This is a genomic window from Streptomyces sp. NPDC021080, from assembly GCF_044333225.1.
GTDB lineage: Bacteria > Actinomycetota > Actinomycetes > Streptomycetales > Streptomycetaceae > Streptomyces.
Genome location: NZ_JBIRQM010000014.1, coordinates 41,208 through 67,544, shown reverse-complemented (window position 1 = coordinate 67,544; position 26,337 = coordinate 41,208). Strand labels below are relative to the sequence as shown.

The 26,337-nt window shown below is 70.9% G+C and carries 26 protein-coding genes and 2 pseudogenes; 16 read left to right on the top strand and 12 right to left on the bottom strand.

All coding sequences use genetic code 11. The features are described from left to right. Nucleotides 1-109 precede the first annotated feature (109 nt). Together ACH4S8_RS31045 and ACH4S8_RS31040 are read right to left on the bottom strand one after the other, a co-directional pair. The gene (locus ACH4S8_RS31045) at nt 110-496 is read right to left on the bottom strand and encodes a signal peptidase I (protein ID WP_398399877.1); all 387 of its coding nucleotides are present in this window, start codon (nt 494-496) and stop codon (nt 110-112) included. Between the two features lie 51 nt (nt 497-547). Beyond that, nucleotides 548-1,069 (bottom strand): annotated as a pseudogene (locus ACH4S8_RS31040) (TetR/AcrR family transcriptional regulator); the annotation flags it as partial. On the opposite strand from ACH4S8_RS31040, the pseudogene ACH4S8_RS31035 reads away from it, so the two are divergent. Together ACH4S8_RS31035 and ACH4S8_RS31030 are read left to right on the top strand one after the other, a co-directional pair. Next, a pseudogene (locus ACH4S8_RS31035) lies at nt 1,048-1,365 on the top strand (DUF4345 domain-containing protein); the annotation flags it as partial. The pseudogenes ACH4S8_RS31040 and ACH4S8_RS31035 sit on opposite strands and share 22 nt — an antisense overlap. A 298-nt stretch (nt 1,366-1,663) precedes the next feature. Next, nucleotides 1,664-2,227, top strand: a complete 564-nt coding sequence (locus ACH4S8_RS31030; protein ID WP_398399875.1) for a GNAT family N-acetyltransferase — start codon at nt 1,664-1,666, stop codon at nt 2,225-2,227. A 305-nt stretch (nt 2,228-2,532) separates the two neighbouring features. Here the strand turns inward: ACH4S8_RS31030 and ACH4S8_RS31025 are convergent, their stop codons facing one another. Next, the gene (locus ACH4S8_RS31025; RefSeq protein WP_398400251.1) at nt 2,533-2,934 is read right to left on the bottom strand and encodes a MarR family winged helix-turn-helix transcriptional regulator; all 402 of its coding nucleotides are present in this window, start codon (nt 2,932-2,934) and stop codon (nt 2,533-2,535) included. 258 nt (nt 2,935-3,192) lie between these two features. Between ACH4S8_RS31025 and ACH4S8_RS31020 the strand changes: the two genes are divergently transcribed. The 3 genes from ACH4S8_RS31020 (at nt 3,193) to ACH4S8_RS31010 (ending at nt 5,504) form a co-directional block, all read left to right on the top strand. Further along, nucleotides 3,193-4,014 carry an alpha/beta fold hydrolase gene (locus ACH4S8_RS31020; RefSeq protein ID WP_398399873.1) on the top strand — a complete coding sequence of 274 codons (822 nt, stop codon included), beginning with the start codon at nt 3,193-3,195 and terminating at the stop codon, nt 4,012-4,014. A gap of 319 nt (nt 4,015-4,333) precedes the next feature. Beyond that, a complete protein-coding gene (locus tag ACH4S8_RS31015; protein WP_398399871.1) occupies nt 4,334-5,125 on the top strand; it encodes a hypothetical protein in 792 nt (263 codons plus the stop codon). Continuing rightward, nucleotides 5,118-5,504 (top strand): GntR family transcriptional regulator, encoded by a 387-nt coding sequence (locus ACH4S8_RS31010; protein ID WP_398399869.1) that lies wholly within the window; start codon nt 5,118-5,120, stop codon nt 5,502-5,504. Before ACH4S8_RS31015 ends, ACH4S8_RS31010 begins: the two co-directional genes overlap by 8 nt. 26 nt (nt 5,505-5,530) lie before the next feature. Here ACH4S8_RS31010 and ACH4S8_RS31005 read toward each other — a convergent pair whose 3' ends face one another. Further along, a complete protein-coding gene (locus tag ACH4S8_RS31005) occupies nt 5,531-6,451 on the bottom strand; it encodes a zinc metalloprotease (protein ID WP_398399867.1) in 921 nt (306 codons plus the stop codon). 359 nt (nt 6,452-6,810) lie between these two features. On the opposite strand from ACH4S8_RS31005, the gene ACH4S8_RS31000 reads away from it, so the two are divergent. After that, entirely contained in the window at nt 6,811-7,596 is a 786-nt protein-coding gene (locus tag ACH4S8_RS31000) for a hypothetical protein (protein ID WP_398399865.1), read from the top strand. Between the two features lie 18 nt (nt 7,597-7,614). Here the strand turns inward: ACH4S8_RS31000 and ACH4S8_RS30995 are convergent, their stop codons facing one another. Then, nucleotides 7,615-8,295, bottom strand: a complete 681-nt coding sequence (locus ACH4S8_RS30995) for an NADPH-dependent F420 reductase (RefSeq protein ID WP_398399863.1) — start codon at nt 8,293-8,295, stop codon at nt 7,615-7,617. A gap of 186 nt (nt 8,296-8,481) precedes the next feature. Between ACH4S8_RS30995 and ACH4S8_RS30990 the strand changes: the two genes are divergently transcribed. Continuing rightward, nucleotides 8,482-8,859, top strand: coding sequence for a hypothetical protein (locus ACH4S8_RS30990; RefSeq protein ID WP_398399861.1), 378 nt, complete (start codon nt 8,482-8,484; stop codon nt 8,857-8,859). A gap of 464 nt (nt 8,860-9,323) precedes the next feature. Next, nucleotides 9,324-9,539 carry a hypothetical protein gene (locus tag ACH4S8_RS30985; RefSeq protein WP_398399859.1) on the top strand — a complete coding sequence of 72 codons (216 nt, stop codon included), beginning with the start codon at nt 9,324-9,326 and terminating at the stop codon, nt 9,537-9,539. A 249-nt stretch (nt 9,540-9,788) separates the two neighbouring features. Here ACH4S8_RS30985 and ACH4S8_RS30980 read toward each other — a convergent pair whose 3' ends face one another. Continuing rightward, nucleotides 9,789-10,952: an ATP-binding protein gene (locus ACH4S8_RS30980; protein ID WP_398399857.1), complete on the bottom strand. Its 1,164-nt coding sequence runs from the start codon at nt 10,950-10,952 to the stop codon at nt 9,789-9,791. Nucleotides 10,953-11,172: 220 nt separating this feature from the next. Between ACH4S8_RS30980 and ACH4S8_RS30975 the strand changes: the two genes are divergently transcribed. From ACH4S8_RS30975 to dacB, 3 genes are all read left to right on the top strand, one after another. Beyond that, nucleotides 11,173-11,451: a hypothetical protein gene (locus tag ACH4S8_RS30975; protein WP_398399855.1), complete on the top strand. Its 279-nt coding sequence runs from the start codon at nt 11,173-11,175 to the stop codon at nt 11,449-11,451. Between the two features lie 528 nt (nt 11,452-11,979). After that, nucleotides 11,980-13,359: an endonuclease/exonuclease/phosphatase family protein gene (locus tag ACH4S8_RS30970; protein WP_398400249.1), complete on the top strand. Its 1,380-nt coding sequence runs from the start codon at nt 11,980-11,982 to the stop codon at nt 13,357-13,359. Between the two features lie 323 nt (nt 13,360-13,682). Continuing rightward, on the top strand, nt 13,683-15,266 hold the full coding sequence (gene dacB / locus ACH4S8_RS30965) for a D-alanyl-D-alanine carboxypeptidase/D-alanyl-D-alanine-endopeptidase (RefSeq protein WP_398399853.1): 1,584 nt from the start codon (nt 13,683-13,685) through the stop codon (nt 15,264-15,266). Nucleotides 15,267-15,574: 308 nt separating this feature from the next. Here the strand turns inward: dacB and ACH4S8_RS30960 are convergent, their stop codons facing one another. Together ACH4S8_RS30960 and ACH4S8_RS30955 are read right to left on the bottom strand one after the other, a co-directional pair. Beyond that, on the bottom strand, nt 15,575-16,315 hold the full coding sequence (locus tag ACH4S8_RS30960; RefSeq protein ID WP_398399851.1) for an ABC transporter permease subunit: 741 nt from the start codon (nt 16,313-16,315) through the stop codon (nt 15,575-15,577). After that, nucleotides 16,312-17,088 (bottom strand): ABC transporter ATP-binding protein, encoded by a 777-nt coding sequence (locus tag ACH4S8_RS30955; RefSeq protein ID WP_398399849.1) that lies wholly within the window; start codon nt 17,086-17,088, stop codon nt 16,312-16,314. The genes ACH4S8_RS30960 and ACH4S8_RS30955 overlap by 4 nt, the downstream gene beginning before the upstream one ends. A 344-nt stretch (nt 17,089-17,432) precedes the next feature. On the opposite strand from ACH4S8_RS30955, the gene ACH4S8_RS30950 reads away from it, so the two are divergent. Both ACH4S8_RS30950 and ACH4S8_RS30945 read left to right on the top strand, forming a co-directional pair. Next, complete coding sequence (locus ACH4S8_RS30950) at nt 17,433-18,662, top strand: sensor histidine kinase (protein ID WP_398399847.1); 1,230 nt, start codon at nt 17,433-17,435, stop codon at nt 18,660-18,662. Beyond that, the gene (locus ACH4S8_RS30945) at nt 18,659-19,333 is read left to right on the top strand and encodes a response regulator (RefSeq protein WP_398399845.1); all 675 of its coding nucleotides are present in this window, start codon (nt 18,659-18,661) and stop codon (nt 19,331-19,333) included. Before ACH4S8_RS30950 ends, ACH4S8_RS30945 begins: the two co-directional genes overlap by 4 nt. 253 nt (nt 19,334-19,586) lie before the next feature. Here ACH4S8_RS30945 and ACH4S8_RS30940 read toward each other — a convergent pair whose 3' ends face one another. From ACH4S8_RS30940 to pnuC, 3 genes are all read right to left on the bottom strand, one after another. Continuing rightward, nucleotides 19,587-20,687 carry a S8 family peptidase gene (locus ACH4S8_RS30940; protein ID WP_398399843.1) on the bottom strand — a complete coding sequence of 367 codons (1,101 nt, stop codon included), beginning with the start codon at nt 20,685-20,687 and terminating at the stop codon, nt 19,587-19,589. A gap of 235 nt (nt 20,688-20,922) precedes the next feature. Further along, nucleotides 20,923-22,014, bottom strand: a complete 1,092-nt coding sequence (locus tag ACH4S8_RS30935; RefSeq protein WP_398399841.1) for an AAA family ATPase — start codon at nt 22,012-22,014, stop codon at nt 20,923-20,925. Continuing rightward, entirely contained in the window at nt 22,011-22,619 is a 609-nt protein-coding gene (pnuC, locus tag ACH4S8_RS30930) for a nicotinamide riboside transporter PnuC (protein WP_398399839.1), read from the bottom strand. The genes ACH4S8_RS30935 and pnuC overlap by 4 nt, the downstream gene beginning before the upstream one ends. A 341-nt stretch (nt 22,620-22,960) precedes the next feature. On the opposite strand from pnuC, the gene ACH4S8_RS30925 reads away from it, so the two are divergent. Then, on the top strand, nt 22,961-23,638 hold the full coding sequence (locus ACH4S8_RS30925) for a hypothetical protein (RefSeq protein ID WP_398399837.1): 678 nt from the start codon (nt 22,961-22,963) through the stop codon (nt 23,636-23,638). 125 nt (nt 23,639-23,763) lie between these two features. Here ACH4S8_RS30925 and ACH4S8_RS30920 read toward each other — a convergent pair whose 3' ends face one another. Further along, entirely contained in the window at nt 23,764-24,381 is a 618-nt protein-coding gene (locus ACH4S8_RS30920; protein WP_398399835.1) for a TetR/AcrR family transcriptional regulator, read from the bottom strand. A gap of 68 nt (nt 24,382-24,449) precedes the next feature. Between ACH4S8_RS30920 and ACH4S8_RS30915 the strand changes: the two genes are divergently transcribed. Together ACH4S8_RS30915 and ACH4S8_RS30910 are read left to right on the top strand one after the other, a co-directional pair. Beyond that, nucleotides 24,450-25,784 (top strand): alpha/beta fold hydrolase, encoded by a 1,335-nt coding sequence (locus tag ACH4S8_RS30915; protein WP_398399833.1) that lies wholly within the window; start codon nt 24,450-24,452, stop codon nt 25,782-25,784. Between the two features lie 231 nt (nt 25,785-26,015). Then, nucleotides 26,016-26,312 (top strand): hypothetical protein, encoded by a 297-nt coding sequence (locus ACH4S8_RS30910; RefSeq protein ID WP_398399831.1) that lies wholly within the window; start codon nt 26,016-26,018, stop codon nt 26,310-26,312. Nucleotides 26,313-26,337: the final 25 nt, after the last annotated feature.

Genomic DNA, 26,337 nt, shown 5'->3' with positions numbered 1-26,337 from the left:
GGCAGGTGCCGTTCCGCTGCCGGCGGCGGAACGGGTCGTACACCCGGGTCCAGGGCCCGTACCGCTCCGGCACGTCCCGCCCGTGCCGGTCGCGGTCCTGAACGAACGGCTATGACCAGCTGGGATCGTCCTCGTCAGCCGCCTTGTAGCCGGGGACGGAGGGCCAGCGAACCGTCAGGACCACGGACTCTTCCTCCGCGGACCAGGAGTGATCGACGCCTTGGCCCCACACGACGTAGTCCCCCTGTTCGGCCAGGAGAACACTGCGCCCGGGCAGTTCCACCCGGAAGCGTCCGCTGACGAGGACCAGCAGGGCGGTGCGCTCTTCGCCGGTCACCCACTGAGCCCGCTCGTCGCCCTTCGGGTGGACGCCCCATTTGATCTCCACGTCCTCGCTGTGCCGGGGATCGGAGGTGTCCTTGAAATGTCCTAGCAGCCACCCCCGGTCCAGTGCCGCGTCCCTGCCGGCATTGCCCACGTACACGCTGTCGGTCATGGCTCCGGAAGGTAGCAGTCGGCTGCGTCGGCACTCATGCAGCGACTACCGTCACTTCCGCGACAGGCCCTGGGAGTTGTCCGGGTCGGACCCTTGCTGCGGCCGGTCGGGGGCGGGGTCCTCGGCGAGCAGCGGCCGGAGGGCGCCGAGGACCGCGCCGATGCAGACGCCGCGCAACCGGGTGCGGGTGCACGTCTCGTGGGTGAGCCAGTCGACGCAGAGGACCTGGACGAAGAGCAGCCAGCTTTTCAGGACGCCGGACACGGCCTCGCGGGCACTCTCGTCCGCGAGCGGGAGTACGCCCATCAGCCGCGCGCGGAGCGCGTCCAGCTCGTTCGTCATGATCGTCTGGATCACCGGATCGCCCGCGAGGACCCGGTTCGCGGCGAGGACGGCGTTGCGGTTCGCCACGAAGTAGTCGAGATGGACGTCCATTCCCTGGACGAGCTGTTCCACCAGGGAGTCGGCGGGGTCGAGCCGCGTCTCGGCGAGCAGTTGGTCGGCCGCCTGCTGGTAGACGGCCGCGAAGAGGGCGTGCTTGTCGGGGAAGTGGCGGTAGAGCAGGCGGCGCGACGGTCGACAGCTGGGGCCGGTTCATGGGCGCCGGCTTCGTCGGCTACGGGCTGGCCTGGCTCCGGGGCGCGCGGCAGCGCCCGATCCCGGCTCGGGCGGTGCGGTGGCTGGCCGGCGTTTTCCTGCTGGGCTGCGTGGGCCGGCTGCTCTCGCTCGCCGTGCACGGCCGGCCGCAGTGGTTCCAGATCGCGTTGGCGGTGATCGAGCTCAGCCTGCCGCCGGTCTTCTTCTGGCTGGCCGACTCGGAGGGGCGGGCCCTGCGCGGCGACGCGGAGGCCGTGCCCGCCGGGCGGTGAATGGGCGCGAGCTCGTCGGGAGTCGACATCCGCGCCCGGGTCAGGGAACGGAACGAGAACCCGACCCCGTTCACCTGGACCAAGACGGCCGAAGGGATCCTCGACTCACTCGTCCGCTTCTGTCTACGGATCTCCGGCGCGGGACGCCAGAGATCTTTGACGGTGCGAGTCGCGTCGGGGCGTGCCGCCGGGTGGCGTGGGCAGTGAGGATCTGCGCAGCGGGTCTGGCGTGAACCAGCATCGTGGGGCTCGACATAACCGATCGACGCCCTGGTCTTGACCAGGTTGGCTGGGTGGCATGCCAGAGCTGCGAACCGATCGTCTTCTGCTCCGCCGGTGGCGGGAGTCCGACCTCGAACCGTGGGCGGCCATGAACGCCGACCCCGAAGTCCGAGAACACCTGGGGGAACTGCTGACGCGGGAGCAGAGCGATGCCGCGGTGGCACTCATGCAGGCCGAGTTCGACGAGCGAGGTTTTGGGTGGTGGGCGCTCGAGACGCGGGAGACCGGCGAGTTCGTCGGCCGCGCCGGCTTGGACGAGGTGGGCGAGGACATGCCGTTCGCGGGGGTGGACATCGGGTGGCGGTTGAGGCGTTCGGCATGGGGTCACGGTTACGCCACAGAGGCCGCCCTGGCCTGCCTGACTTTCGGCTTCGAGGCCCTCGGGCTGCCGGAAGTGGTGGCGTCGACGACCGTCCACAACCTTCGTTCCCGGGCGGTGATGCGCCGGATCGGCATGACCCGGGATCCGGCCGACGACTTCAAGGATCCGAGCGTGCCCGAGGGGCCGCTTCGCCGGTGTGTGCTGTACCGGATCTTCCGCAGAGACGCTCACGGCCTGCACCGCGCGACGGGGGCATGACCCGTGACGGCTGCCGTGGGCCGCGCTGTGCCGGGAGCACGAGGTATCCCGATGGCAATGGGCTGACGGCCGAGGGGTGGGCGCGGCGTGAGCAGGTCCGGCTCGCGGCCGCCGACCTGATCGAGGGCGTGTGGTCACACCTGAAGAGGTCGCCGGCCAACCTCACCGCCCGCAGCCTCGACCACTCACCGCGCTGGTGAAGGCACGGCTGGAACGGATGTGGTACCGCCCCCGGCTCGTCCAGGGCGTCATCGCCAAGACCGGGGGCGACCTCCGACCGCCGTGACCTCAGCCATTGAAGATCTCTAGAGCCCCTCACCGGGAGCGCCGATGCGGCGCAACAGGCCGAGCAGCGTGGCCCGTTCGCTCTCGTCCAGCGGGTCGAAGGACGCGGCGAGGACATCGCGGGTGACGGCGCGCCCCGCCGTCAGGACGTGCTCGCCGGTCTCCGTCAGATGGTGCTCGATGCGCCGGCCTCGACCGGGCCGGCGCTCGATGAGGTGCTGGGCCGCGAGCCGCGAGGCCAGGGTGCCGAAGGACTGGTCGCCCTGGAAGGTCGCGACCGCCAACTCGTGCGCGGACGCTCCGGGCGTACGGGCGATCGCCCGCAGCGCGTCCCACTGCGCCAGAGTCGTGCCGACCGCCGCGAGACGGGTGTCGAGTGCGCGGTGGTGCCGGTACTGCGCTTCCTTCACGGCGCGCCCCAGCTCTTCGAGATCGGTGGAAGCGGGTGAAGAGGGGGGAGCGGTGGGAGCAGGGGGCGAGCCCGGGGCCGCGGTGGCCGAAGCGGTGAGGCCGTGCACGGGGCCGGAGGCCGCACCGGTGCCAGTGCCGGCAGGTGTCCCGGTCCCGGCCCCGTCGGCTGCGGCTCGGGCCCGGGGTTCCTCATGGTTCGCGGTCATGGCGGCATCCTAATCCAGAATCTAAGCTTGCGTATATACGTATGCGTAGATACCGTGGGGCGCATGACCGACATCGAGACGCGTACCCGTACCGTCCACCCTCGCCCCGACCTTCCCCTCGCTCTCACCGAGACCGGACCCGCCGACGGCCGTCTCGCACTCGTCCTGCACGGCGGTGGCGGACCCGCCACCGTCCAGGGCATCGCCGCGCATCTGGCCGATCGGCACGGCATGCGCGCCGTCGTCCCCACGCACCCGGGCTGGAACGGGACCGAGCGCCCCGACTGGTTCACCGGCGTCGACGACCTGGCGATCGCCTATCTGCACTGGCTCAGGGACGAGGGTCACCGTGACGTCCTCGTCGTCGGCTCCTCGATCGGCGGCTGGACCGCGGCCGAGATGGCCTTCCGCGACGACGGTGCGGTGATCGGCTCGCTGGTGCTGGTCAACGCGGCGGGCGTGGCCGTTCCGGGGGAGCCCGTCCGCGAGATCTTCGGACTCCGGCCGGACGAGATCGCCGCGTACTCGTTCCACGACCCGGCCCGTTTCGCCGTGGACCCGGCCACCCTGACCGAGGAGCGGATCGCGGTCCAGCGGGCGAACATGGCCACTCTGCGCCTCCTGGCCGGCGACCCGTACATGCACGACCCGAAGCTCCTGAACCGGCTCGGCCGGGTGCGGATCCCGGCCCTCGTGCTGTGGGGCGAGAGCGACCGCATCGTCACGCCCGCGTACGGACGGGCCTACGCGGAGGCTTTCGCGCGAGGGCGGTTCGAGCTGATCGCGGAAGCCGGTCATCTGCCGCACATCGAGCGCCCCGAAGCGGCGTTCGCCGCACTGGACGCACACATCGACGCCGGAAGCGCTCCCGCTCGGCGGAGTTAGGGCCTGTCGTTCGTCCGTGTCGTCGGCGAGCGGGTCGGCGGTGACGTCGAGGCCGAAGGGGGTGCCCTGGAGCGGGAACGTCGGGGCATTGCCGGGAGTGGGTGTCCGCCCGGGTGGCCGAGTGAAGTCCGAGGCGGCGAAGCGGTGTTCCCTTGAGCCGTCGATCGGCGGCAGCACATACCCGCCGGGCGTGGGGAACCCCCTTGCGCCAGAATCCATCTCTCTCTGCGTCACCTTGTATCGAGCATTTGACACAAGATCCCATCCGCGGCATCTTGTACTTGCTGCTTGGTACAAGATGATCTGAGGGGATCTCTCCATGCTCGACGCCGCCCCGTTCCAGCGCCGCTTCCTCGAGCACGCCGACCACTACGCCCGTTGGTCAGGTCTGGCCATCGGCATCATCGTCGCGCAGACGCTGTCCACCCTGGGGCACGCCGAGTTCGAGCAGCGCGTCGTGTTCTGCATCACGGCCTTCGGCCTGTGTGCGGTGGCGGGCGTCCTCCTCGCCGACGCGCTGACCCTGGTCCCCCAGGACGTCGTACGCACCGCAAGCCTCGCCCCACGCCTGGTCAGAGATCATGTGCCACCGCGCATGGGCCCCCTGATCGCCCTTCAGGGCCTCTCGCTCACCGTCCTGCTGACGATCGCGGCCGCCACGGCCTCCGTCGACCCCGACCGCATCCTCAGTACGGGGAAGGTCGTCGTCGTCACCTGCAACGGGATGCGGGCACCCCTGGGCCCCTGGCCCGGCCTGTACTACAGCCTCCCGATGTTCGGCGCGCTCGCCATAGCCACTCCCACCTGCGTGTGGGCCCTGCGCCGCATCGCCCACGGACCGGGCGGGGAGCAGCAGCGGCGCGACCGCGCATGGGCGGTGACCGGGGCCTGGGGCCTGCTGGTGTCGAGCCAGCAGCTCTACGCCGTACTGATGGTCTCCGTCTCGCTGACGGACACGGGCTGCGCCGGTGCGATGGGCGCGCTCACCTTCTGGGTGTTCTACCCTCTGGCCCTGCTGAACCTGTTCACCGTCGTCTGGTCCCTGGTCACCTTGGTGGCCCCCCGGGCCGTCGACGACCATGCGGCGGAGGGGTCCCCCGACCATGCGTGAACCCGCCGTCCGCGTCGACACCACCAGCCAGGTACCGCCGTACGCGCAGATCCGCGCCCAGCTCGGCGCGCTGATCATCACCGGACGGCTCGTCGAGGGCGACCGGCTGCCGACGGTGCGGCAGCTGGCCACCGACCTCGGCCTCGCGCCGGGCACCGTGGCCCGCGCCTATCGCGAGCTGGAGGCCGCCGAGCTGATCCGCACCCGCCGCGGAGCGGGCTCCCGGGTCGCGGCGCCCCCGGCCGGCCCGACCCGCCCCCATGCCTCCCAACTTGCCACCCTCGCCCGTGACTTCACCTCTTCCGCGCGCGCACTGGGGGCCGACACCGAGGCCATCCTGGCCGCCGTCCGCGACGCCCTGGACCCGGGCCGTCCCTGACCTCCTCTCTCCGGGGCAGGCCTGGGTCAGGCTTCGAGGCCCCGGTAGGCGTGGAGCATCTGCCGAAGGCGTGTGATCTGGCCCGGGGTGAATTCGGTCGTGCAGGAGTCGGCGCTGATGTCCATGTAGTTGTGGATCGGGTCCTTGCCCTCGTTCGGGCAGGTGTCACGGTCCTCGGGGCAGCCGGTCGACGCGTACGCCTCGGCCGGGGTGTCACTCACGTAGTCACCGTCGGGGTCGGTGCACCCGCCCTGGAACGTGTGGAACAGACCCGTCCAGTGCCCGGCCATGCGCACCGCGGTCTTCCCCAGGTTCCGGTCGCTCTGGTCGCCGCCGGGGAGTGTTCCGGGGCGCACGTAGATGCCGTCCACGGTCGGATCCTGGGCGTAGTTCCACGGGAAGGTCGCGTCGCCGTACGGTCCCTTGCCGTCGGGGCTGGTCGCCCCCAGGGAGTAGACGTTCAAGTCCGCCGGACCGCCCAGCCGGAGCGTGCGGGCCATGTCCGAGCGGGCCGGTGACTGGACCGGCGCGTCGAACCATCCGGGGTTCACGCTGCGGTCGATGCCGACGAGCACGAACGACAGGCCCGTGTCGGAGAACGCCTGGTTGAGAACGCCGAGCTGCTCCTGGACGGCGGAGTCCGGGACGGAGCCGCCCTGCACGGTGGTGTCCTTGCCGATCACGTGCCAGTGCACGGGAATGCTCACCGGGACTCGCTTCGCGGCGGGAGCGGAGCCGGCCGTGTGCTCGGACAGGCCTTCCTCCACGGCTGCGGCGGCGGCAGGGCTGAGCGCGTTCGCCGAGACGGTCGTCGCCGCTCGCTCCGGACGGACGCAGGACGCGCCCATCGCCCCGGCCGTCGAGACGGGCAGGGCGGTCGTACAGGCCGTCGTCACCATGAAGGCCATCGCCGTGCGGGACCACCACCGGCGGGAAGAACCGGACATGCCACCACTCCTCGCATCCGCGCGGGCATCCAAGATCACGAACAGTGGACAGCCCCGGATCCCCGCAGCCAAGTCACACGGCGGGACGGCGTACTCCCGGGGGTCGAGATCACTCGCACGGCCCCGACGGCCGCGCTGCGGGATCGATCGGAACCCTGCGTTGAAGCGTGCCCGGCGCTCCTTCCCGGCCATGGCCGGGAAGAGGGCAGGGAACCGGGGAACCTCCCCTATATCGTCAATGTGACGATATGATGCCGGCGTCGAGCGGGCCCGTGCGCACGCAGGCACGTACGCCTGTATGCGCCCGTACGTGTGGCCCGTCCGCCCTTCCCTGGAACCGGCTGACTTCGGAGGATCCTGTGACACTCGGTGAAGACACCCCCGGCGCGGTGGCCGTCCGCTGCGAACGGCTCGTACCCGGCGACCCCGCGTGGCTCTGGGACTTCCACAGGGCGCGTTCCATGCTCCTCGCCCCGCTCGCGGCCGCTGCCGAACGTGATCCGGCGCAGCTGCCGGACGGCATCGACCCGGTGGCGGCCCTGGCGGCGTGGGAGGTTTTGTGCACGGCCCTCCCCGAAGCGTTGCGTACGCACGTCCCCGAGCCCGTCGGTGACTTCTCCGAGCCCGCGGAGCGTGCGGACACCACGGAATCGGTGGTCGACCGCGTGTACCGGCAGTCCGTGGCCGAACGCGACCGGGCCGCCCGGGGCAGCGGCCTGCGAGGACCCGACGGACGCGAACACATACCCGTGCACCTGGTGGAGCTCGCCGTGCGCGACCTGGACACGCTCGCGGCCCTGCTCGACCGCTTGACGCAGGTCCTCGCCGGGCGACTGCACGGCGCCGCGCTGCTGGACCGGATCGCCGAACGCCACCCGTACCCGCTCGGCCCGTCCACCGCTTCGAGCCTGTGCGGCCACCTGCGGATCCTGCTGGACACCCTCCGTCCCGAGCCGGCGCCGGAGGACCTGGCACTGCTGCGCCCGCTGCTCGTACCGCCTGTGCGGGCGGACGCCGACGAACGGGCGCCCCGGGTGCTGACCGACGAGCAGGAGGCGGCCTACCGGCGCTTCGCGCGCCGGGTCGCCGACGTCGTCTGCCCGGGTGACCTCCGGGAGAGCGTCGCCTTCGCCTGGCGGTACTGACAGCGGCGGAGGCTGTTGTCAGCGGGTGGCGGCCTCGACGCGGGCGCGGACGAGGTCGGCTCCGGCCGGGGTGGCCTCGGCGTTCACGAGGTCGGTGGAGTCTCCCGAGTACGGCAGCCCGTACACGGGGGTACCGGGCTGGGAGCGCCAGCTGTCGGCCAGGGTGCCGTACGCCAGCGCGTCGAAGCCGAGCAGATCGAGCAGTTCGGCGGCGTGCTCCACCGCCGCCGGGTCGTCGCCCGCGAGGGGCAGCGTGGTGCGGTCCGGCGCCCCCTTCGGACGGGCCAGCGCGCCCAGGTGGCGGAAGAAGATGTTGTTGAACCCCTTCACCACATGCGCGTCCGGCAGATGGCTCTGGAGCAGTTGGCTCTCCGTGGCGGAGCCGTCCTTCAGCGCGGTGATCTCGCCGTCCCGCTCCGGGTAGTAGTTGCCGGTGTCGATGACCGTCTTCCCGGACAGCGGGGCCGCCGGGATCCGGTCGAACGCCTTGAGCGGCACGGTCACCACCACCCAGTCGCCCGCCGCTCCGGCCTCCGCAGGGGTCGCCGCACGGGCACGCGGGCCGAGATCCGCGACCAGGTCGCCGAGCGTCTCCGGGCCGCGCGAATTGCTGAGCACCACGTCCAGGCCGGCGTCCACCGCCAGCCGGGCCAGCGTGCCGCCGATGTTTCCACTGCCGATGAGTCCGAGAGTCGCCATGAAAGTCACAACCTCGCACCGCGGCCACGCATTCCGCGTTCTTACTCCGGCGCGTGCACCCCGCGCCCCTCCCGCGCCCCACCGGCAGTCTCTCGGCAGCGCGTCTCTAGGATGGGGCGCCCGTCGGCAGCATCCCTTCCGGTACGCATCAGGGGTGGCTACCGGAATCGGACGGGGAGGTCCTCGGTGAGTCTGTGGACGATCACGGCAGCGCTCGGAGCCGCTGCCCTGCCCCACCTCCTGCGCCCACCGCTGCCCGCCCGACGTCTTCGTCAGTGGGCCCTCGCACCGCTCGCAGCGATCGTCGTCGCGGCGGGCCTGCTGCTCACTCACGTATGGGGGCCCGTAGGGTTCGCGTTCCTGATGAGCTGGGGTTTCCTCCTGGAGGAAACGCGCTTCAGGATGATCGAGGACTTCGATCGGCGCAGGGAGCTGGGAGTGCCGCCCCTGATGCGCAGCGGCGATCCCTCCACACGGGGCCTGTTCGATCCGGTCTGGGCCGTCCGGTACCGCTCCAGGATGCGCAAGCAGCCCCTCGACGGTGGTGGACGTCCCTCCACGTAGGCACCCCGCCGCGGCTGGAGGACACCTCATGCCCGCTGCAGGGCCGGACGAGCGATACGGGGCCGGACATGCCCGCCAGGGCGTATCTCTGCAGGAACTTCCGTTCCTTCCCCGGACCTCGTACGAGTGGAGGCCGTCGACGCTCGCTCACGCACGCCGGAACACGCTCCTCTGCCCCCCGGAGAAGAGACCTTGCGCTTGGTCGGGGCCTGGAACACAGCAACTCGGCGCCGTGTTGGTCCAGCACCTCGTGCCGGGTCGCGGACGGGACGTCGTGCACCGTTCGAGGTGCCGTTTTTTGGGCTCCACTCGAAGCTTGCGGGCTGCTCAGGGAAGATGGTTCGGCCCGCACATCGAGAGAGGGCGTGAGGTTGATGGGGTTTCAGGGGCTGGATGCGGAGCGTGTCGAGCGGCTCTCGTGCCTTGTCGCAGAGTGCCGTCCAGTACTCGCTGGGGAGACGGGGATGGACGCCGTTCAGGAGCTGCTCAGCAGCCGTCAGGTGTCCGTGATGGATTCGATTCTGGTCACACGAGAGTTGCTGGGCGCCGGCCCTCGGTCCCTGGGAGAGGCAAAGAGCATCGTCCTCTGCAGCTCGTCACGAAGTGTCGAACGGCGGCAGCATCAGGAACTGGTGAACAGCCTGGTGGAGGGCCTCGACGAACTGGTCGAGGAGAGCTGACACCGTTGCCTGGTCGGGTGGGGCGCCGGTCGTCACCCGACTGCCTGGATCAGGACATGGAGTTGTTCACCGACAGCACGGAACTGATCGGCGAGAGCGGCCGGGACGGCATTGTCGGCGAAGTCGGCGACATGTTCCGTCGGTCCACTCGTCCTCTGTGGACTGCTCGGCCTCGTCGAATGTTCGCGGGCTGCCGACAGCCCCTGCCGGTTCCGTCTTCCGGAGCCGACAGGGGCGGTTGATCGCCGGTCAGTTTCGAGAGGCGCCCTGGACGATCCGGTCGATGACCGCTGCGGCCCGCCCCTGTTGTTCCTTCAGCCACCTGCCGAGGTGGTCCTGGACGGCCTGCCCGACGCAGTCGCGCACTTCGGAGTTGCCGAGCACGCCGCGCGTGGGACCCACGAACTCGGGGCGGTCCAGTTTCACCGACACGACCGCCGTGAGGCCCGCGCCGATCCGATCGGCGCCGAGGCCAGGGTCCGTTGCCGCCGACGACTGCTGCTGCCGCGCGTACGCGGTGACCGCGGCCACCACCCCGTCGCGGAAGCCCAGCTCGTGCGTGCCTCCCTCGGTGGGCCGACTGTTGGCGAAGCTCCGGACCCGCTCCTCATGGGAGCCGCACCAACGGAACGCCACCTCCATCACTCCCGCCATCCGCGGGTCCTCGTGCTCGAAGGCGATGATGTCCGCGGGTGCGGGCTCCGGCATGTGGCTGTCGAGGAAGACGGCGAAGTCCCGCACCCCGCCCGGGAACCGGAACCGCGCCGAAAGGGGCTCACCCGGACCGCGCCGGTCGGTCAGCGAGACCTCCAGACCCTGGTTCAGGAAGGCCAGTTCCCTGAAGCGCTCCGCCAGCCCGTCGAACGAGCACTCCGCGGTTCCGAAGATGTCGGCGTCGGGCCAGAAGGCAAGGGTGGTCCCGCTTCCGTTCGCCGCCCCTGCCTCGGTGGGCGGTGTGACGGCCACGCCGCGCGCGTACTCCTGGACCCAGCGGACTCCATCGCGCCGCACCTCGGCCGTCATCCGGCGCGACAGGGCGTTGACGCCGGCGGGCCCCACGCCGCAGAAGCCGAGCATCACGTCGTGGCGGCCACCGGGTCCCGCCCCGGCCTGCATACGGGTCAGCAGGGCTTCGAGCCCGGGGCCGTTGGCGCCTTCCGGCTCGTCCGGGGGAACGCCCGGCCCGTCGTCGGCGACACATACGCCTCCGTCGGGCATGAGGGTGATGTCAATGGACCCGGAACCACGGGCCAGGGTCTCGTTCACCGCCCGATCAGCCGCCTCGAACACCAGCTGGTTCAGGCCGCGTTCACCTGTCGAGCCGATGTACATCCCGGGCCGCTTCCGAACGGCTTCCCACCCCTCCAGCACCTGGATGTGGCTGGCGTCGTACCTGGTGGCTTCCTCGGTCACAATGTCCCCTCCGGTGGTGGCCGACAACACGTCCCAGACTAGGCGAATCCCAGGAAAGCACCAGGTCAGAGCCATTTTATCGATGCCGTGGGCGGGCGGCTGGGCGGCTTTCGGAAGGACGCCGGACCCGGGAGCGCGCATCACCGCCGGAGTGCGGCCGCAGGCCCGCCGAGGCCGCGTACGACACCGTTACTGGCGTTCTCGAGGCTCTTGATTTTGGATGTTCGACCTCGAACCGGCCGCCGCCCAGGATCTGTTCGCCGACGGCTGGTTCTTCGGCGGGGTGGCGGCGGTCGGATCTCTCCGGCTGCCGTTGAACTGGCCAAGGCAGCCCGTCCGTTGTGAATCGGCGGCGGTCGGAAAATCTCCTTTTGACGTTGCTGTCGTACAACCGTGCGGTGCCATGGAGCGTCTGATGCGGTGGAACTCCCGGTTCCCCGTTGTTCGCCTGTACGTATCCGTCGCGTCACCGCAAGGGATGATCCATGCTCCGAACTGATGCCGGCCGCGGCCGCCCGCTGCGCAGGACCGCCGCCGGGATCGGCGCCGTCGTCCTGAGCACTCCGGCCCTGGCCGCGGCACCTGCTACGGAGCGCCCTAGTTCGGTTCAACGGGTAGCCCAGAGGGAGATGCTGACGATGCGGAGCCCGGCCCGACGGATGGTTGCGGGCGTTTCGTAGCGGATGGCGATTCCGCACCACTGCTTCAGGTGGCTCATGCATCGCTCGACGGACCTGCGCTCCTCGTAGGCCTCGTCGTCGACGGCGTGCAGTTGTCGTCCTCGTGCGGGAAGCCGCAGACCGTGCGGGACGAGTGGGCCACTCCGAGGGCCCGGTCCGGAGCAAGGGAGACCTCCTCGTCCAGGAATACGCGGCGGGTCATGACATGGATGAGGGGGAGTGGGTCGCCGGTCTGTCCGCCGTTTTTGACCTTATGACCGTTGAATCCTTCAGTTTTCGTTGAAAAAGGGAACATGCGAAGAATCTTTTTCCTCTTTACGGCGGTCCTCGCTGCCGTCGCAGGCTTGGTGATAGTGCCTGCCGCGCCCGCGCTCGCCGCCTCGGCCCCACCGTCGTCCACCGGCCAGCGCTGGGCTCTCAAGGTCAACGGGAAGTACGTGACCACCGAGGTGGGCAACTCCGGCAAACTCCGGGCCGTCTCGACGTCCGTGACCAGCCTCGAGACGTTCACGCTGCACACCGACAACATCGACTCGGTCGGGTACGGCACGACGATCTCCTTGCGCAACGAGGAGAACGGGCTGTACGTCACATCGGAAGTCAACAGCACCGGTGTCCAGGAAGGCATGCTGCGCGCTCGCGGAACCAACACCGGTTCCTGGGAGCGGTTCTACGTCGTCCCGCAGGGAAGCGGCGAGTACGCCCTGAAGTCCGCCGCGAACACGAATCTCTACATATCGGCGCGCTTCAACGCCACCGGGGACGACGCGGGTCTGCTGCGCCCCTATGCGACCTCCGTCGGCAGCTGGGAGCGTTTCACCTTCGAGCCGATAGGAGGGACGGGTGCCACGACCGCCCCGCCGGCCCCGTCGGTGACGGCTTCCGGCAGGCACGACGTCGCTTCGTGGAATCTGTGCGCGAACAACAACAAGAGCGCCGAGTGCAAGCTCCAGTTCAAGAGCGGCGATACGGTCGCCGGTGAAGTCGCCACCGATGTGGCCGGCTCCCTCAACCACCGCCCCGAGGCCGTCTTCTTCCAGGAGATCTGCGAGAAGGCGGTGAAGCCGCTCGAGCTCCAGCTGGAGAGCCGTCTGGGCGGGGGCTGGGACGTGCGGTTCGCCCCTACCTATTACAAGGTGATCGACTACAAGGAGGGGCAGCCGGTGGACCCGTCCCTCAAGGCCCAGAAGAACTGCATGGACAGCGACGGTACCGACCGGGGTGCGTTCGGAATCGCTCTCGCGGTCAAGGACACGAACACCTGGTACCGGGGCTACACGCTTTCCTCGCCCGACCTCAAGGAACAGCGGCCCGCACTGTGTGCGGCTCTTCCGGACGACGGCACGGTCTACTGCAACGCGCACTTCAGCAGCGGCTCCTACTTCGTCAACAACGTGCAGCAGGGAGACGACCCCGACGGCACGTTCCGCCGTCAGCAGGCTGAGCAGTTCCGGGCCATCGTGGACGGATTCCCCGTCGGCTATGTCCCCTTCTACGGCGGTGACCTGAACACGACCACCGCCGACGTCTCCGTGCTGTCGGCCCTCTACACCTCCCGTCAGGAATGCGGCCAGGCCGGCCCGGACGCCCCGCACACCGGCGCACCGACCGACGGGAACAACAAGATCGACTACATCTTCGGTCCGACCGGCCCGAGCTACGGCTGCGAGGTCGTGGACCCCGGACTCTCGGACCACCGCCTCCTCCACGCAACCATCACGTTCTGACCATCACGTTCCGACGTCGTGGCCGGAGCTCATGGAGCTCCGGCCACGACGTGTGTCCGCGCCCGCCTGAGCGGCCTTCTTCCCCGGACGGATGCGGATCCTCGCCCGTACGGACTCCAGGCGTCCTCGGCCTCGGCGATCGACCGACCGGATGAAGTTCTCCCACGCGCTGTCGGCACGGCGCCGAGCAGCGGAAATGTGCGCGGTCCCTGTTCCTACGATGCCGCCAGGAGAGCCCCGGCGAGCAGGACCCGGGCGGGTCGGCCCCGTGCGATGCGGGCTTCCTCGATTCGGCTTCTCCGACTCCAGAAAAGGCGGAATGCATGAGACCGATGAACACTGGGCGGCTGCGGACCTGGGCCGCCGCCGGTGTGACACTCGCGGTGATGGCGGGAGCGGCGGCCTCCGGGCCGCCGGCGGCGGCGCACGGCGACGACCTGGGGCCCGCCATCGAGGCGATCATGCACAAACCCGAGTACGAGCACGCGCAGTGGGGGGTGCTGGAGACGGACCCGGAAAGCGGCCGGGTGATCCACTCCCAGTTCGCGAACCAGTTCTTCGTCCCCGGCTCGACGGTCAAACTGATCACCATCTCGAGCGCCTGGCACACCCTCGGCCCCGACCACCGCTTCACCACCCCCGTGATGGCGACCGGCACCCGCACCGGGTCGACGCTGCACGGGAACCTGGCGCTGGTCGCCCAGGGCGACCTGACCATGGGCGGGCGCACCAAGCCCGACGGCTCGGTGGACTACACGAACATCGACCACACCGAGGCCGAACTCCCCGGCGCGACCCTCACTCCCGAGAACCCGCTCGCCGGCATCAACCAGATCGCCCGGCAGATCCGTGACGCCGGCATCACCAGGGTCGACGGCAACGTCATCATCGACCCCCGGCTGTTCAACCTCCCGGATCTGAGCCCGCAGCCCACCCCACTGATCCTCAACGACAACCTGATCGACCTGCTGACCACCCCGACCAGACCCGGGCAGGCGGCGAAACTGTTCTGGCGCCCGCAGGTCTCGCCGTACCACGTCACCTCCAGCGTCCGGACGGTCGCCAGTGGCGGGACCACCAACGTCAACGTGACCGCCTCTCCCGACGGCACCCAGATCCACCTCTCCGGCACGATCGCCGCCGGTTCGCAGCCACTGCTGCGGGTCTCCGGCATCCAGGACCCGAACGCCTTCGGCCGCACCGCGCTGATCGAGGCCCTCGGCCGCGTCGGCGTCACCGTCACCGCGCCGCCCACCGGGGCCAACCCGCAGAACCAGCTGCCCGCCTCCTACCGGGGCGACGACCGCGTCGCCGCGTACGTCTCCCCGCCCTACAGCCAGTACGCCAAGCTGATCCTCAAGGTCAGCCACAACCTCGGCGCCAACCTGGCCCTGTGCAACATGGCCGTCGCACGCGGCAGCAAGAACTGCTTCGACGCCTTCCCGATCGAGCACGAATTCCTCACCGACGTCGCGCACGTCGACCCGAGGCAGTTCCAGCTCTCCGACGGCCGCGGCGGCACACCGCCCGAGCGGGTCACGCCGAAGGGCCTCGTCGAACTCCTCACCTACTGGCTGCACACCCCCGACGGCACGGCCTTCCGCAAGCTGCTCCCCATCCTCGGCGTCGACGGCTCGAACGGCATCTCCTGCACCACGGACTGTCCGGCCAAGGGCAAGGTCTTCGCCAAGCCCGGCACCATCATCGGGATCGACGATCTGAACCAGCAGCTCGCGGCCACCGCCCAGAACGAGGCCGGCTACCTGAAGACCGACGACGGCCGCCTGCTGACCTTCTTCGTCGGCGTCAACGGCGCCGCCACCGCCGACCTCAACAGTTTCATCAGCATCTTCAACGACGTGAACCAGATCACCGCCCTCCTCCAGGAGCAGGCCTCGCGGCACTGACAGCGCATCGCCGGGGCCGCCGCTCGACCACCCGGGTACCGGGGGAGCGGTGACCTCGTCGGCGGCAGCCCTCCGTGGAGGTTCGCAGGCGGACCCGCATGGAACACAGCCTCGCCCGGTGATCCGGGCGAGGCTGCGTCACTTGTCCCGGGCGACCGGGCTGTTCCGGGCGACCGAGCGCGCGAGCGCCGACGCCGCGGTCCGGTTCCCGGCCGCCGAACAGGCCCCGGACCGGGGCGGGCGTACAGCACGGCCGCCGTACCGCCTCGTGCCGCGGCCGTACCGACGGCCCGTGGACATCGGCGCGGTCACGTCACGTCGCGTCGCATGCTCGTACCGACCGCCAGGACCGCGAAGACGAGCGTGTAGGCCACCAGGACGGTTCCGCCGCCCCAGCGCGGCAGCAGATCGTCCGTCATCATCGGCTCGGCGGCGGCGCCGAGGGCCTGTCCGGCGTCGAACGGAAGCCAGCGGGCGAGATCACCGAGCAACTGACCGACGATGCCCTCGACCAGGGCGACCCAGGCCAGCGCGGCGGCGATCGCGCCGACCAGGCTGCGGACGAGCGCGCCGACGCCCACGCCGATGGCGGCGAACGCCGCGTTCCAGGCGACACCGCCGCCGATCGTGGTCCACATCGCCGAGTCCGCCCAGGCGAAGGACACTCCCTTGGCCGACCACCAGGCGGCCGCGACACCGAGACCGACGAGGGCGCTGACCACCGCGGCCGACGCACCGAGGATCGCGTGGACCAAGAGCTTCGCGCCGATGACGGGTCCGCGCGCGGGCGTGCTCAGGTAGGTGTCCGTGATCGTCCGGTGCCGGTACTCCCCGGCGACCGCGAGGATCCCGAACACGAGGGAGAACAAGGAGGCCAGGCCCACGTGCGCGAGCGCCTGGCTCTGCGCGACGGCGTCGAGCGGCCTGTTGCCGGAGACCACCAGGCCGCTGGTGCCCGCGGCGACCAGCAGGGGGGATGCGGCCAGCAGCAGCCATGGGCCGCGGACGGTGCGCAGTTTCAGCAGTTCGGTGCTCATGAGGGTGTTCACAGGGCCCGCTCCTCGCGCGCTCGGCCGTGGGCCGGCGTCGTCGTGCCGGTCACGGGGTCGGTGTCGGGGGTCGAGGTGAGCTCGAGGAACGCGGCTTCCAGCGTCCGCGCCTTCGCGCCGGTCAGATCGGTCAGCGTCCCGGCGTAGCGCAGGGTGCCGGCGGCGACGACGACCACGCGGTCCACGGTCTGCGCGACCTCGCTGAGGACATGACTGGACATCAGGACGGTGCGTCCCTCGGCGGCCAGGCCGCGCAGCAGGTCGCGCAGCTCGGCCACGCCGGCCGGGTCCAGACCGTTGGCGGGTTCGTCGAGGACGAGCACGCGAGGGTCGCCGAGCAGCGCGGAGGCCAGCCCGAGGCGCTGGCGCATGCCGAGCGAGTAGCCGCTCACGCGCCGGTCCGCGGCGTCGCCCAGTCCGACCCTCTCCAGCACCTCCTCGACGCGCGAGGACGGGATCTTCCCCGCACGGGCGAGGATCCGCAGATGGTCGCGGCCGCGCCGGCCGGGGTGGAACCCGGTGGTCTCCAGTACGGCGCCCACGGACCGTCGCGGCTCGCTCAGCTCGGTGTAGCGGCGGCCGTCGATCAGCGCCCGGCCCGCAGTGGGTGCCACCAGGCCGAGGAGCATGCGCAGTGTGGTGGTCTTGCCCGCGCCGTTGGGTCCGAGGAACCCCGTCACCATGCCGGGCTCGACGTCGAAGGTCAGCCGGTCGACCGCGGTCACCGCGCCGTAGCGCTTGGTGAGGCCGTCCACCGTGACACGGCCGTTCATCGTGACTTCCTCGGGGAATCAGTCCTGCGACGCGGGGGAAGCACAAGAGACGGTTTCATGGGGACTCTCCTTCTTTGCCGCCTTGCCGGTGCGGCTCTTGCCGCCCTGCCCGTGGGGCCGGGACGCCCGGCGCCTGGTGGGTGTGTAGGGCCGGGACGTCCGGCGCCGGGTGCCGTGGCCGGCCCTCATCACATCCCCGTGGCGGCAACCGTGTCGTCGCCCGGGCGTTGTAAGACCGCCTGCCGCGTACGAGGTGGTCACACGGCCGACTACCGCGTCCGCGGTAGTCCCGGCTGCCGCGCACGGGGGACGGCGCCCCGGCCGGGCCCGCCTATCGTGAAGCCATGAATGCCATCGGCCACCTGCGGAGCGCCGTCCGCCGGCACGCGCACCTGGCGGACGCGGCGATCGCCCTGTCCGTGTTCGCCGCCACCCTGGTGACCGCATACGGAGGCCACTCCGCCGCCGTCACCGGAGGCCGACCGGTCGCCGCTGTCGCCGTCGCCGCGCTCGGCTGCGGAGCGCTCGCCGGACGGCGCCGTCGCCCGCTGGCGGTCCTCGGTGTCAGCGCGGCGGCCGCGGAGGTGTTCCTCGCCTGGAGCGGCAGCACCAGCGGCGAACTCGTCCTGCTCGCACCGCTGACCGCGCTCTACACCGTCGCCGACCTGGTCGAACGCAGACCCGCCCTGTTCCTCGGGGCGGGCGCCGTGGCCGCGCTCGCCGTCGTCCACGCCGTGAACAAACCGTCGCTGCTGGGCCCCCAGAACGTGGCCTTCATCGCGCTCGGCGGCCTCGCGATCGCGGCCGGCGACTCCTCCCGCAACCGCCGCGCCTACCTTGCCGAGGTCGAGCAGCGCGCCGAACGCGCCGAACGCGAGCGCGAGCAGGACGCACGCCGCCGGATCGCCGAGGAACGGCTGCGGATCGCCCGCGACCTGCACGACGCCGTGGGACACCAACTCGCCCTGATCAGCGTGCAGTCCAACGTCGCCGGCCAAGCACTCGACCACGACGTCGCGTCGGCACGTGAGGCCCTCACCCACGTGAAGTCCGCCAGCCGCAGAGCCCTGGGTGAACTGCGCGACACCGTCACCCTGCTACGGCAACCCGGAGAGACCGCCACCCCCACAGAGATCCCCGCACCCGGACTGGACGGCCTCCAGGAACTGCTCGCCTCGCTGTGCGCCTCCGGCCTGAGCATCGACCGTACGGTCGAGGGCACCGTACTCCCACTCGCTCCCGCGGCCGATCTCACCGCGTACCGCGTGATCCAGGAGTCACTGACCAACGTCCGCAAGCACTCCAAGGGGCGCAAGGCGCGCCTGAGCCTGAGCTACGCCCGGGACGAACTGCGCATCACCGTCGACGACCTCGCGGCCACGGGCCCGGCCGGGGAGCGGGATCTCTCCGCGAGGCCCGAGGCCGCCGGCCGGCACGGCATCGTCGGCATGCGCGAACGCGTCCTGGCCCTCGGCGGGCGTTTCACCGCCGGCCCCCGCACGGACGGTACGTTCCAGGTGAGCGCGACCCTGCCCTACCAGCCTCTCGACCTCGCCCCGGAGAACCTCCCGTGACCATCCGCGTAGTCATCGCCGACGACCAGCCCCTGGTGCGCACGGGATTCAAGGCCCTGATCGATCCGGCTCCGGACCTGGAGGTGGTGGCGGAGGCGGGCGACGGGCGGGAGGCGGTGCGCCTGGCCAGGGCCGCGCGGGCGGATCTGGTCCTGATGGACATCCGGATGCCCGTCCTCGACGGCCTCGCCGCGACCCGGCTGATCACCGGCGACGAGGACCTCGCCGGAGTGAAGGTGCTGATCCTCACCACCTTCGAGATCGACGAGTACGTCTTCGAGGCCCTGCGCGCCGGAGCCAGCGGCTTCCTCGGCAAGAGCGCCGACGCGGAGGAACTGCTGCACGCGATCCGCACGGTCGACCGGGGCGACGCGCTGCTGTCTCCCGCCGCGACCAGAACACTCGTCAGCCGGTTCCTCGCCGCGCCCGCCGGGCCCCGGCCCATGGACGAGCAGGCCCGCCGTGGGCTGGAGGCGCTCACCGGCCGGGAACGGCAGATCACCACGCTGGTGGCCACCGGCCTGTCCAACGACGAGATCGCCGCCCGACTCGTCCTCAGCCCCGCCACCGTCAAGACGCACGCCAACCGCGCCATGGTCAAGGTCGGTGCCCGTGACCGAGCCCAGCTCGTCGTCTTCGCCCACCGCAGCGGCCTCGCCGAGCCGGCGTGATCCCCTGGCTCGTCACGCTGTTGACGGCACGCCCGCGCCAGACGGCACACGACCGGTACGTGCCGGTGACGCTCCCTCGTCAGCGGATGTCGTAGCCGGGGCGGGGCGGGTCCGGTCGTATGCGTGCCGCGCTTCAGCGAGCCGACGGGCTTCCCCCAGCGGCCGCGCGATACCGCGGCGGCGACGGACGCTCGCCGTTCCTTCCGGCGGGCTGTGGCGGCCTGGGTGATCCGTGCCCGGTGACCGGGGTGGCTCAGAGGCCGCCGGTGTTGAGCAGCCGGTTGGGGGTGTCGGAACGGACGCCGTGTACGACACCGGGGGTGGCCGTGTGGTCGAGCCAGACGTGGACCTCGTGCGCCGTGGCGTGGGGATGTGCCGACAGGTACAGCGCGATCACGCCGGTCGCGTGCGGCGCGGCCCAGGAGGTCGCGCCGTCGTCCTCCGTGGTCGTGCCGCCGCCGGCGAGGGCCGCGGTCACCTTCTGGCCGGGGGCGTAGAGGTCCACGCAGCGTCCGTAGCCCGATCCGTAGGAGCCGCCGTCGCTCCAGGGGCGGTCGTTCGACGTGGAGGCCGCCACGACGATCGTGCCGGGGACTCCGGCCGGGGAGTGCTTGCAGGCGTCGTCATGGAAGTTGCCCGCCGACACCACCGTCGGGATCCCCGCGTCGACCATCTTCTTCACGGCCGACTCCACAGCCGCCGACCGGTGGTCGAAGTTGAGCGACATGTTCACCACCGCGGGCTTCTGAGCGTGCGCGGTGACCCACTTGACCGACTTCACCACGGCAGCCTCGGCCGCCGCCGCGGAACCGCCGCCCCCGCTCTCGCACAGGACGCCCTGAACCCGTACGAGGTCCGCCTTGGGCGCCACCCCGTACTTGGCCCCGCCGATGATGCCCGCGACGAACGTGCCGTGGCCGATCCCGCCCTCGCTGAAGCAGTCACCGGAGTCCCTCGGTCCCACGAAATCGGCGCCGAGGTGGGCACGCCCGCCGAATTCCGTGTGAGCGATGTCCATGCCGGTGTCGATCACGTAGACGTGAACGCCCTTGCCCGTGGCGGTGGTGGTGAGCTTCCCGTTCAGCGGTCGCGACCGCTGGTCCAGGATGTCGAGATTCCACGGTACGTGCCGGGTGACGCGCGACGCCGCGCTCTGCGCGGTCCTGGACGACTTCCCGACGGCGCCGGGAGATGCCGGCGCCCATCCGGACGACGCCTTGTCCCCGAAGGGGGCCACGGCTTCCGCCTTCTTGTGCGCGGGATGCGTCCCGCCGCCGGCCCCGGCCTTTCCGCCGCAGGCCGAGGACCCGAGTACCGTCGCCATGGCCGCGAGCACGACCCCTGCCTTCGTCACGTTCCGTGTCACAACGTCCCCCGTATTTCCGCTTCGTACACAGTCAGTGCACAGGACGACCACAGCGGGCGGGCGGTTCCGGCGGGGTGCGGGGGAGTGGCGGGTCGGTCCGGGGGACACCGGTGCGGTCGGCGGCCGACAGTCACTGGTCACCGCGAACGGCGCGCATGCCAAAGGCCGGTACGGCCCGTACCCGAACGGGCCGTACACGGGTGGCCGGGACGAGGAGGTCGCCTCACCGGCGCTCCGGGAGCGGGTCGGCGAAGTGCCAGCCCTCGGCGAGCAGGCCCTCCACCGCCGCCACGGCGGTGCGCAGCCGCTCCTCGGGGCTTCCGGTGACCAGCAGGAACCGGCGGCCGGTACGCTCCAGTTCCTCACGGAACCGGCCCGTCATCCACGGGCGCAGGTGCGGGCCGTCGCGCAGGCCGTCGTCCTCGAAGGGCACGCCCTCGTGGTCGGTGAGCAGGTACAGGTGGCGCGGGGTGCGCGCGGCGACGGCCGCCACCTCGGGGCTGGGCGCGCCGAGGTAGCGCTCGTGCCAGATCGCCGTGGCGAAGGAGTCGGTGTCGCAGAAGAGCACCGGGGAACCGGCGCGGGCGGCGCGCTGTTCGTCGGCGTCCTGACGGCGGGCGATGACGGGGAACTCCTCGGAGGTGAACTCGACTTCGGCCCAGTCGGCTCCGGGGTCGACGGCCCGCCGGGCGGCGAGCTTCTCCTCGCTGTACGCGCGTCCGTACTCGGGTACCCAGCCGGTGTCCGTCCAGATGCCGCCGCGCGTGCGGTAGTGGGCGGCCAGCGCCCGGGAGAGGGTGGTGGTGCCGGTGGACTCGGCTCCGAGGACGACCACACGCCGGGCGAGGGCGGCGCGTACGCCCGGGCCGAGGAACGTCCAGCACCCCACCGGGTCCTTGCGTACGGCCGTGCCGGAGACCGGGTACGCGGTGCGGTCGGGGTCCACGCCGACCTCGGCCGCCCCGAACCGGCGGGCCAGCTCCGTGCCGTAGGACTCGGAGGTGAACACGGCGTCCACCGGATCCGGGACGGCGGTGCGGAAGACCGTCATGTGGGCGTCCCACACCGCGGGGTCGTGCAGGTCGACCGGGTGGTCGTCGACGGCGCCGACGACCTCGGCCTCCGGGTGGGCCTCGCGCATCCACGCCACCCGGTCGGCGAGCGGTATCGACTCGACGGAGGCGGCACAGACCAGGACGGTCAGGCGGTCGCACCGCGCGAGGGCGGAGCGGACGAGGTGATGGTGGCCGGCGTGCGGCGGATAGAACTTGCCGAGCACCAGGCCGTGTCGGTACGGGCGGACGGCGGCGCTCACGCGGTCACCGCCGCGGCGGGGCGGGGGCCGATGGCCGCCAGGGTGCGCCGCCAGCCGAGGAGGCCGGCCACGCACAGGGCGAGGAAGCCGACGTACAGCAGGGAGGTCAGGTACAGGCCCTTGTAGGCGTACAGCGGGATGTAGACCAGGTCGGCGGCGATCCACAGCCACCAGGATTCGAGCAGTTTGCGGCACTGGCCGTAAGTGGCCGCCAGGGAGAGGGCGGTGGTGAGCGCGTCCCAGAAGGGGACGGTGGAGTCGGTGACCCGGTCCAGCAACAGTGTGAGGGCGCCGGTGCCCAGCACTCCGGCGGCGGCGAGCCAGGCCCATTCGGTGCCTGTGGTGCGGCGCACCGGCAGGGCGCCGCCGGTGACCGGTCCGTCGCCATGGGCCCAGGTCCACCAGCCGTAGGCGGCCAGGGCGATGAAGACGACCTGGAGGCCGGCGTCGGCGTACAGCCCGGCCTGGAGGAAGAGCACGATGAAGAAGACGTTGTTGGCTATGCCGACAGGCCAGTTGGCGATGTGCTGACGGGCCACCAGCCACACGCAGAGGGCGCCGGTGGCGAAGCCGAGCGCTTCGGTCCAGCTGAGGTTCCAGTTCACGGGGCGACTCCTTTATGGTCGATGTGACTATAAACAGCGCGGCAGGTGGCGGGCAAGGGAAAAGTCCGCGGTCGCCGGGCGGCGCGGGCGCGTCGCGGTGGATCGGGCCGTGCCCGAAGTGAGGGACGCCGGGGCCGGTGCCGGGTGGACCGGCAGTGTCGGCGCTGGAGGCCGTGACCCGGTGGGATTGCCGTGCATTCCGGCAACAAGTGTGTTTTCGGGGGTGGTTGGGAATCTCTGGGGCGAGTTGCCAAGTCGATGGTTCAACAATCCCGGGGGATCTGGGACGACTCGTTCGTCGTGCCGTCGCGGCCGCTGCCGCTGTCTCTGTCGTGATCGTGGTGGCGTCGGCGGATTTCGCGCTGGCCAAGGACGCGCAGCGGTCGTACATCGCCGAGGACGGCACGATCCAGGGATGCGTGAACGCGAACGGCCGACTGCGCCTCGTCGAGCCGGACTCCGCCCGCCGCTCCGGCGAGGACTCCGTCACCTGGAACCGGACCGGCCCTCAGGGGCCCGCCGGCGCCAAGGGTGACAAGGGGGATGTTGAGGAGAAAGGCGAGAAGGAGAGGCGGGGGAGAAGGGGGCCCCAGGGGTTCAAGGGGATAAGGGTGACACCGGGGTTCAGGGGGGAGAAAGGGGAGCCCGGCGTCAAGGGGGACACGGGTGACCAGGGGGAACCCGGCGTGCAGGGGGAGAAGGGCGACAAGGGTGACACCGGGGCTCAGGGGCCCGCGGGTGCGAACGGGGTCGCGGGGGCGCACGTGGTCACCGCCACGAAGACCGTCGCCGTGCTGGACATGGTCGACGTCGAGGCGCGGTGTCCGGACGGTGAAACAGCCACGGGTGGCGGCTGGTACCTGCCCGGCGGCACCGCCCAGGCCTACGGCGCGGCGCTTCACTCCAACCCGATCGTCTCGGGCACCACGCCCGTCGGCTGGACCGCCGGCTTCCTGAACGGTGGCTACGAGCCTTATTACACCGCCGCGGTCTACGCGATCTGCGCCAAGGCCGGCTGACCGCCAGCCGGGTTCAGGGGGCGGGCGGGGGCCGGTGTCGTACCGAGCCCCTCGCCCGCTCGACATCCAGCGGATCGGGACCTGTTGCGCTGCGGACGCAAGACACTGACCGCCACTCAGACCTGTCAATGAGCTAGCTCGGCCTGGCGGAGAGCGCGGAACACCGCGGGCGTCGTCCATCCGCGCAGCGTCGCGTGAACCGCCGTCCGGAACGCGGTCTCGGCCGTGGTGGTGTCGAGGGCGCCGGCCAGTTCGAGCGTGACGACCCCGTGCAGGGTTCCCCAGATCGACAGGGCGATCGACGTCGCGTCGCCGGCGAGGACGGACGCCGTCAAGGCGCGATCGATCGCCGCGAGGAGCGGACGCATCGGATCATCGGCGCCGGCCTCCCCCGACGGGTCGAAGGACTGCACGCCACCGAACAGCACCGTGTACAGGTGGCTGTGCCCGCACCCCCAGCGACGGTAGGCGACGGCCAGCGCGAAGAGGTCGGCGAGGGGGTCCGCGGATGCCGGCACCGCCGACACCTCCTGGAACAGGCCCGCGACAGCTCTGTCGCGCACCGCGCCGATCAGTCCGTCCTTGCCGCCGAACAAGGAGTACACCGCCGTCGTCGACGCCCCGGCGCCGGCGGCCACGGCGCGGAGCGTGACCGACTCCCGCGGATGCGTGGCGAGCATCTCGGTCGCGCACACCACAAGCCGCTCTTTGACGGCCTCGTCGTTCGTTCTCGGCCTACCCACGGTCAGCAGCCTACCCTCTCTGATAACGTCGTTTTGAAACAGCGTTCTGAAACTGTCGGAGGCTCGCCGTGCCCACGTACGCCATACGTTTCGTCCGCTTCACCGGCCGCTTGTCGTCGGCCCTGGCCGCCGTCGTGACGCTGGCCGTCGTCTTTCTCGCACTGATCGTCCTCACGGACGGGGCGGGCGCGGGGCTCGTCGCGTGGTTGACGACCCTCGGGATCGGGGCAGTCCTCGCGATGTGGTGGGGGCGGCGCCGCACTTGGCCGGCGCGGCTCGTGCCGTTTCTGCCGGTGATCGTCGCGGCGGCGTTGACGGCGGCGGTCTGCGTCCCGACCGTGCCGACGTCCCGGCGGTACCCGCCCTCCCTGCCGTTCGTGGCCGCGCAGCACTGGAGCCTGGCCACGGGCAGCCGGGTGGCGGTCTATCACTACCCGCCCGCGAACTCCGGCCCCCGGCACCCCGTCCCGTTCGTGTACCTCAATGGCGGACCGGTCCGTGGCATTTCGGTGCTCGACCACCGTTTCCTGCAACTCCTGGCGCGCCAGGGCTACGACGTCTACACATACGAACAGGCCGGCGGCGGACGAAGCGACCTTCTTCCCATGGGCCAGTACTCGATCTCCAGGTCGGTCCGGGACCTAGGTGCCTTCGTCGACCGTCTGGGCAAGGGAAAGGTCGACATCCTCGGATTCTCCTCGGGCGGGGTCGTTCTCACCCGAGCTCTGGCCGACCCACGCGTCGCCGCGCGTCTGCATCGGGCGATCATCGCCGAACCCGGTCCCATGGACGGCCCCACCGCGCACATCGCCGGGCACAAGGGTCGGAAATCCGCGCGCGGTCTCGCACCGGCCATGCCCGGACCGCGATCGACGCACGTCCCCCGGTACGCCGTGGCCTTCGGGTTCATGCGACTCGGACTCCTCGCCCCCGACACCGGACTGATCGGACAGGCCGAGGGCGACAACGCCTTCACCGCTGCCGCCCTCGGCGGCGACACCGCATCCGCCTACTGCGCGCGCGACGCGCACCGCATCCCCGCCGAGGACAACGCGCACAACTTCTCGTTCAGCCCCGCCGCCAGCCTCCGCATCCAGCAGACGGTCAAGGACTCACCCTCGATCGCCTCACGACTGAGGCGCTCCCGGACCCCCGCGATGCTGATGATCGCGGAGTGCTCCTCCCAGGTCCGTCAATGGGCGACCGCCGTCCTCGCCCGTGACCCCGCCGTCCGGCGCACGCAGTACATGCCCGGAGTCGGACACCACATGTGGAACGGCCTCGACGACAACAACGGCCGGGCCGTCGCCGTCATCACCGCGTTCCTTCAGGACGAGCCGGCACCCCTGCCGAACTCCCCGACCCGGGCCGACATCCCCGCGTTCCTGCGCGACCACGAATGAAGACGTCGCAGTCTGCCACCGGCACGGAATCCCCCTGGGTGTCGCAGCCGCTTGCCGCCGGTCAGGGTTTCGCGTGCGATTCAGCCTCGGCCGATGCGGAGCCGACGCATCGTGCGCTCCCGAGCAGCCCTCTCCCATGGCCCCGAACCTGGGTTCTCCCCAGGTCCGCACCGGCACCGGCCGCCGCGTCCCCGGCCCCCCGTTGTCAGTGCCGTCTGGAACGCTGGTCGGATGAACGGTGATGAGCAGCTGCTGCGCGGCCGGGTCTACGGCCGTGACCACGACGACCCCGACCCCGGCCCGCTGCCGCACCGCACGTACGCCGCGCTCATGGGCGGACCGCTGGACGGACTGCTCCTGGACATCACCGACCGGCAGCCGGAGGAGATCGACGACGGCGCCGCCCTGTCCACGGAGCTGTCACGCTGGCCCGGCGGCCGCGCGCTGTACGACCCGCACCCCGGCGAACCCCGTACACCCGGCCCAGGCGTGACATGCCGCTTCTACTACTCCGGCGACGCTCCCTGACACGCCCCCTCGGGGGAATGCGCTC

What these genes read in the sequence shown, in the direction of transcription:
- ACH4S8_RS31045 (WP_398399877.1), bottom strand. Translation starts at nt 496, where the DNA reads ATGACCGACAGCGTGTACGTGGGCAATGCCGGCAGGGACGCGGCACTG.
- ACH4S8_RS31030 (WP_398399875.1), top strand. Translation starts at nt 1,664, where the DNA reads ATGCCAGAGCTGCGAACCGATCGTCTTCTGCTCCGCCGGTGGCGGGAG.
- ACH4S8_RS31020 (WP_398399873.1), top strand. Translation starts at nt 3,193, where the DNA reads ATGACCGACATCGAGACGCGTACCCGTACCGTCCACCCTCGCCCCGAC.
- ACH4S8_RS31015 (WP_398399871.1), top strand. Translation starts at nt 4,334, where the DNA reads ATGCTCGACGCCGCCCCGTTCCAGCGCCGCTTCCTCGAGCACGCCGAC.
- ACH4S8_RS31010 (WP_398399869.1), top strand. Translation starts at nt 5,118, where the DNA reads ATGCGTGAACCCGCCGTCCGCGTCGACACCACCAGCCAGGTACCGCCG.
- ACH4S8_RS31005 (WP_398399867.1), bottom strand. Translation starts at nt 6,451, where the DNA reads ATGTCCGGTTCTTCCCGCCGGTGGTGGTCCCGCACGGCGATGGCCTTC.
- ACH4S8_RS30995 (WP_398399863.1), bottom strand. Translation starts at nt 8,295, where the DNA reads ATGGCGACTCTCGGACTCATCGGCAGTGGAAACATCGGCGGCACGCTG.
- ACH4S8_RS30985 (WP_398399859.1), top strand. Translation starts at nt 9,324, where the DNA reads ATGGACGCCGTTCAGGAGCTGCTCAGCAGCCGTCAGGTGTCCGTGATG.
- ACH4S8_RS30975 (WP_398399855.1), top strand. Translation starts at nt 11,173, where the DNA reads ATGTTCGACCTCGAACCGGCCGCCGCCCAGGATCTGTTCGCCGACGGC.
- dacB (WP_398399853.1), top strand. Translation starts at nt 13,683, where the DNA reads ATGAGACCGATGAACACTGGGCGGCTGCGGACCTGGGCCGCCGCCGGT.
- ACH4S8_RS30955 (WP_398399849.1), bottom strand. Translation starts at nt 17,088, where the DNA reads ATGAACGGCCGTGTCACGGTGGACGGCCTCACCAAGCGCTACGGCGCG.
- ACH4S8_RS30950 (WP_398399847.1), top strand. Translation starts at nt 17,433, where the DNA reads ATGAATGCCATCGGCCACCTGCGGAGCGCCGTCCGCCGGCACGCGCAC.
- ACH4S8_RS30910 (WP_398399831.1), top strand. Translation starts at nt 26,016, where the DNA reads ATGAACGGTGATGAGCAGCTGCTGCGCGGCCGGGTCTACGGCCGTGAC.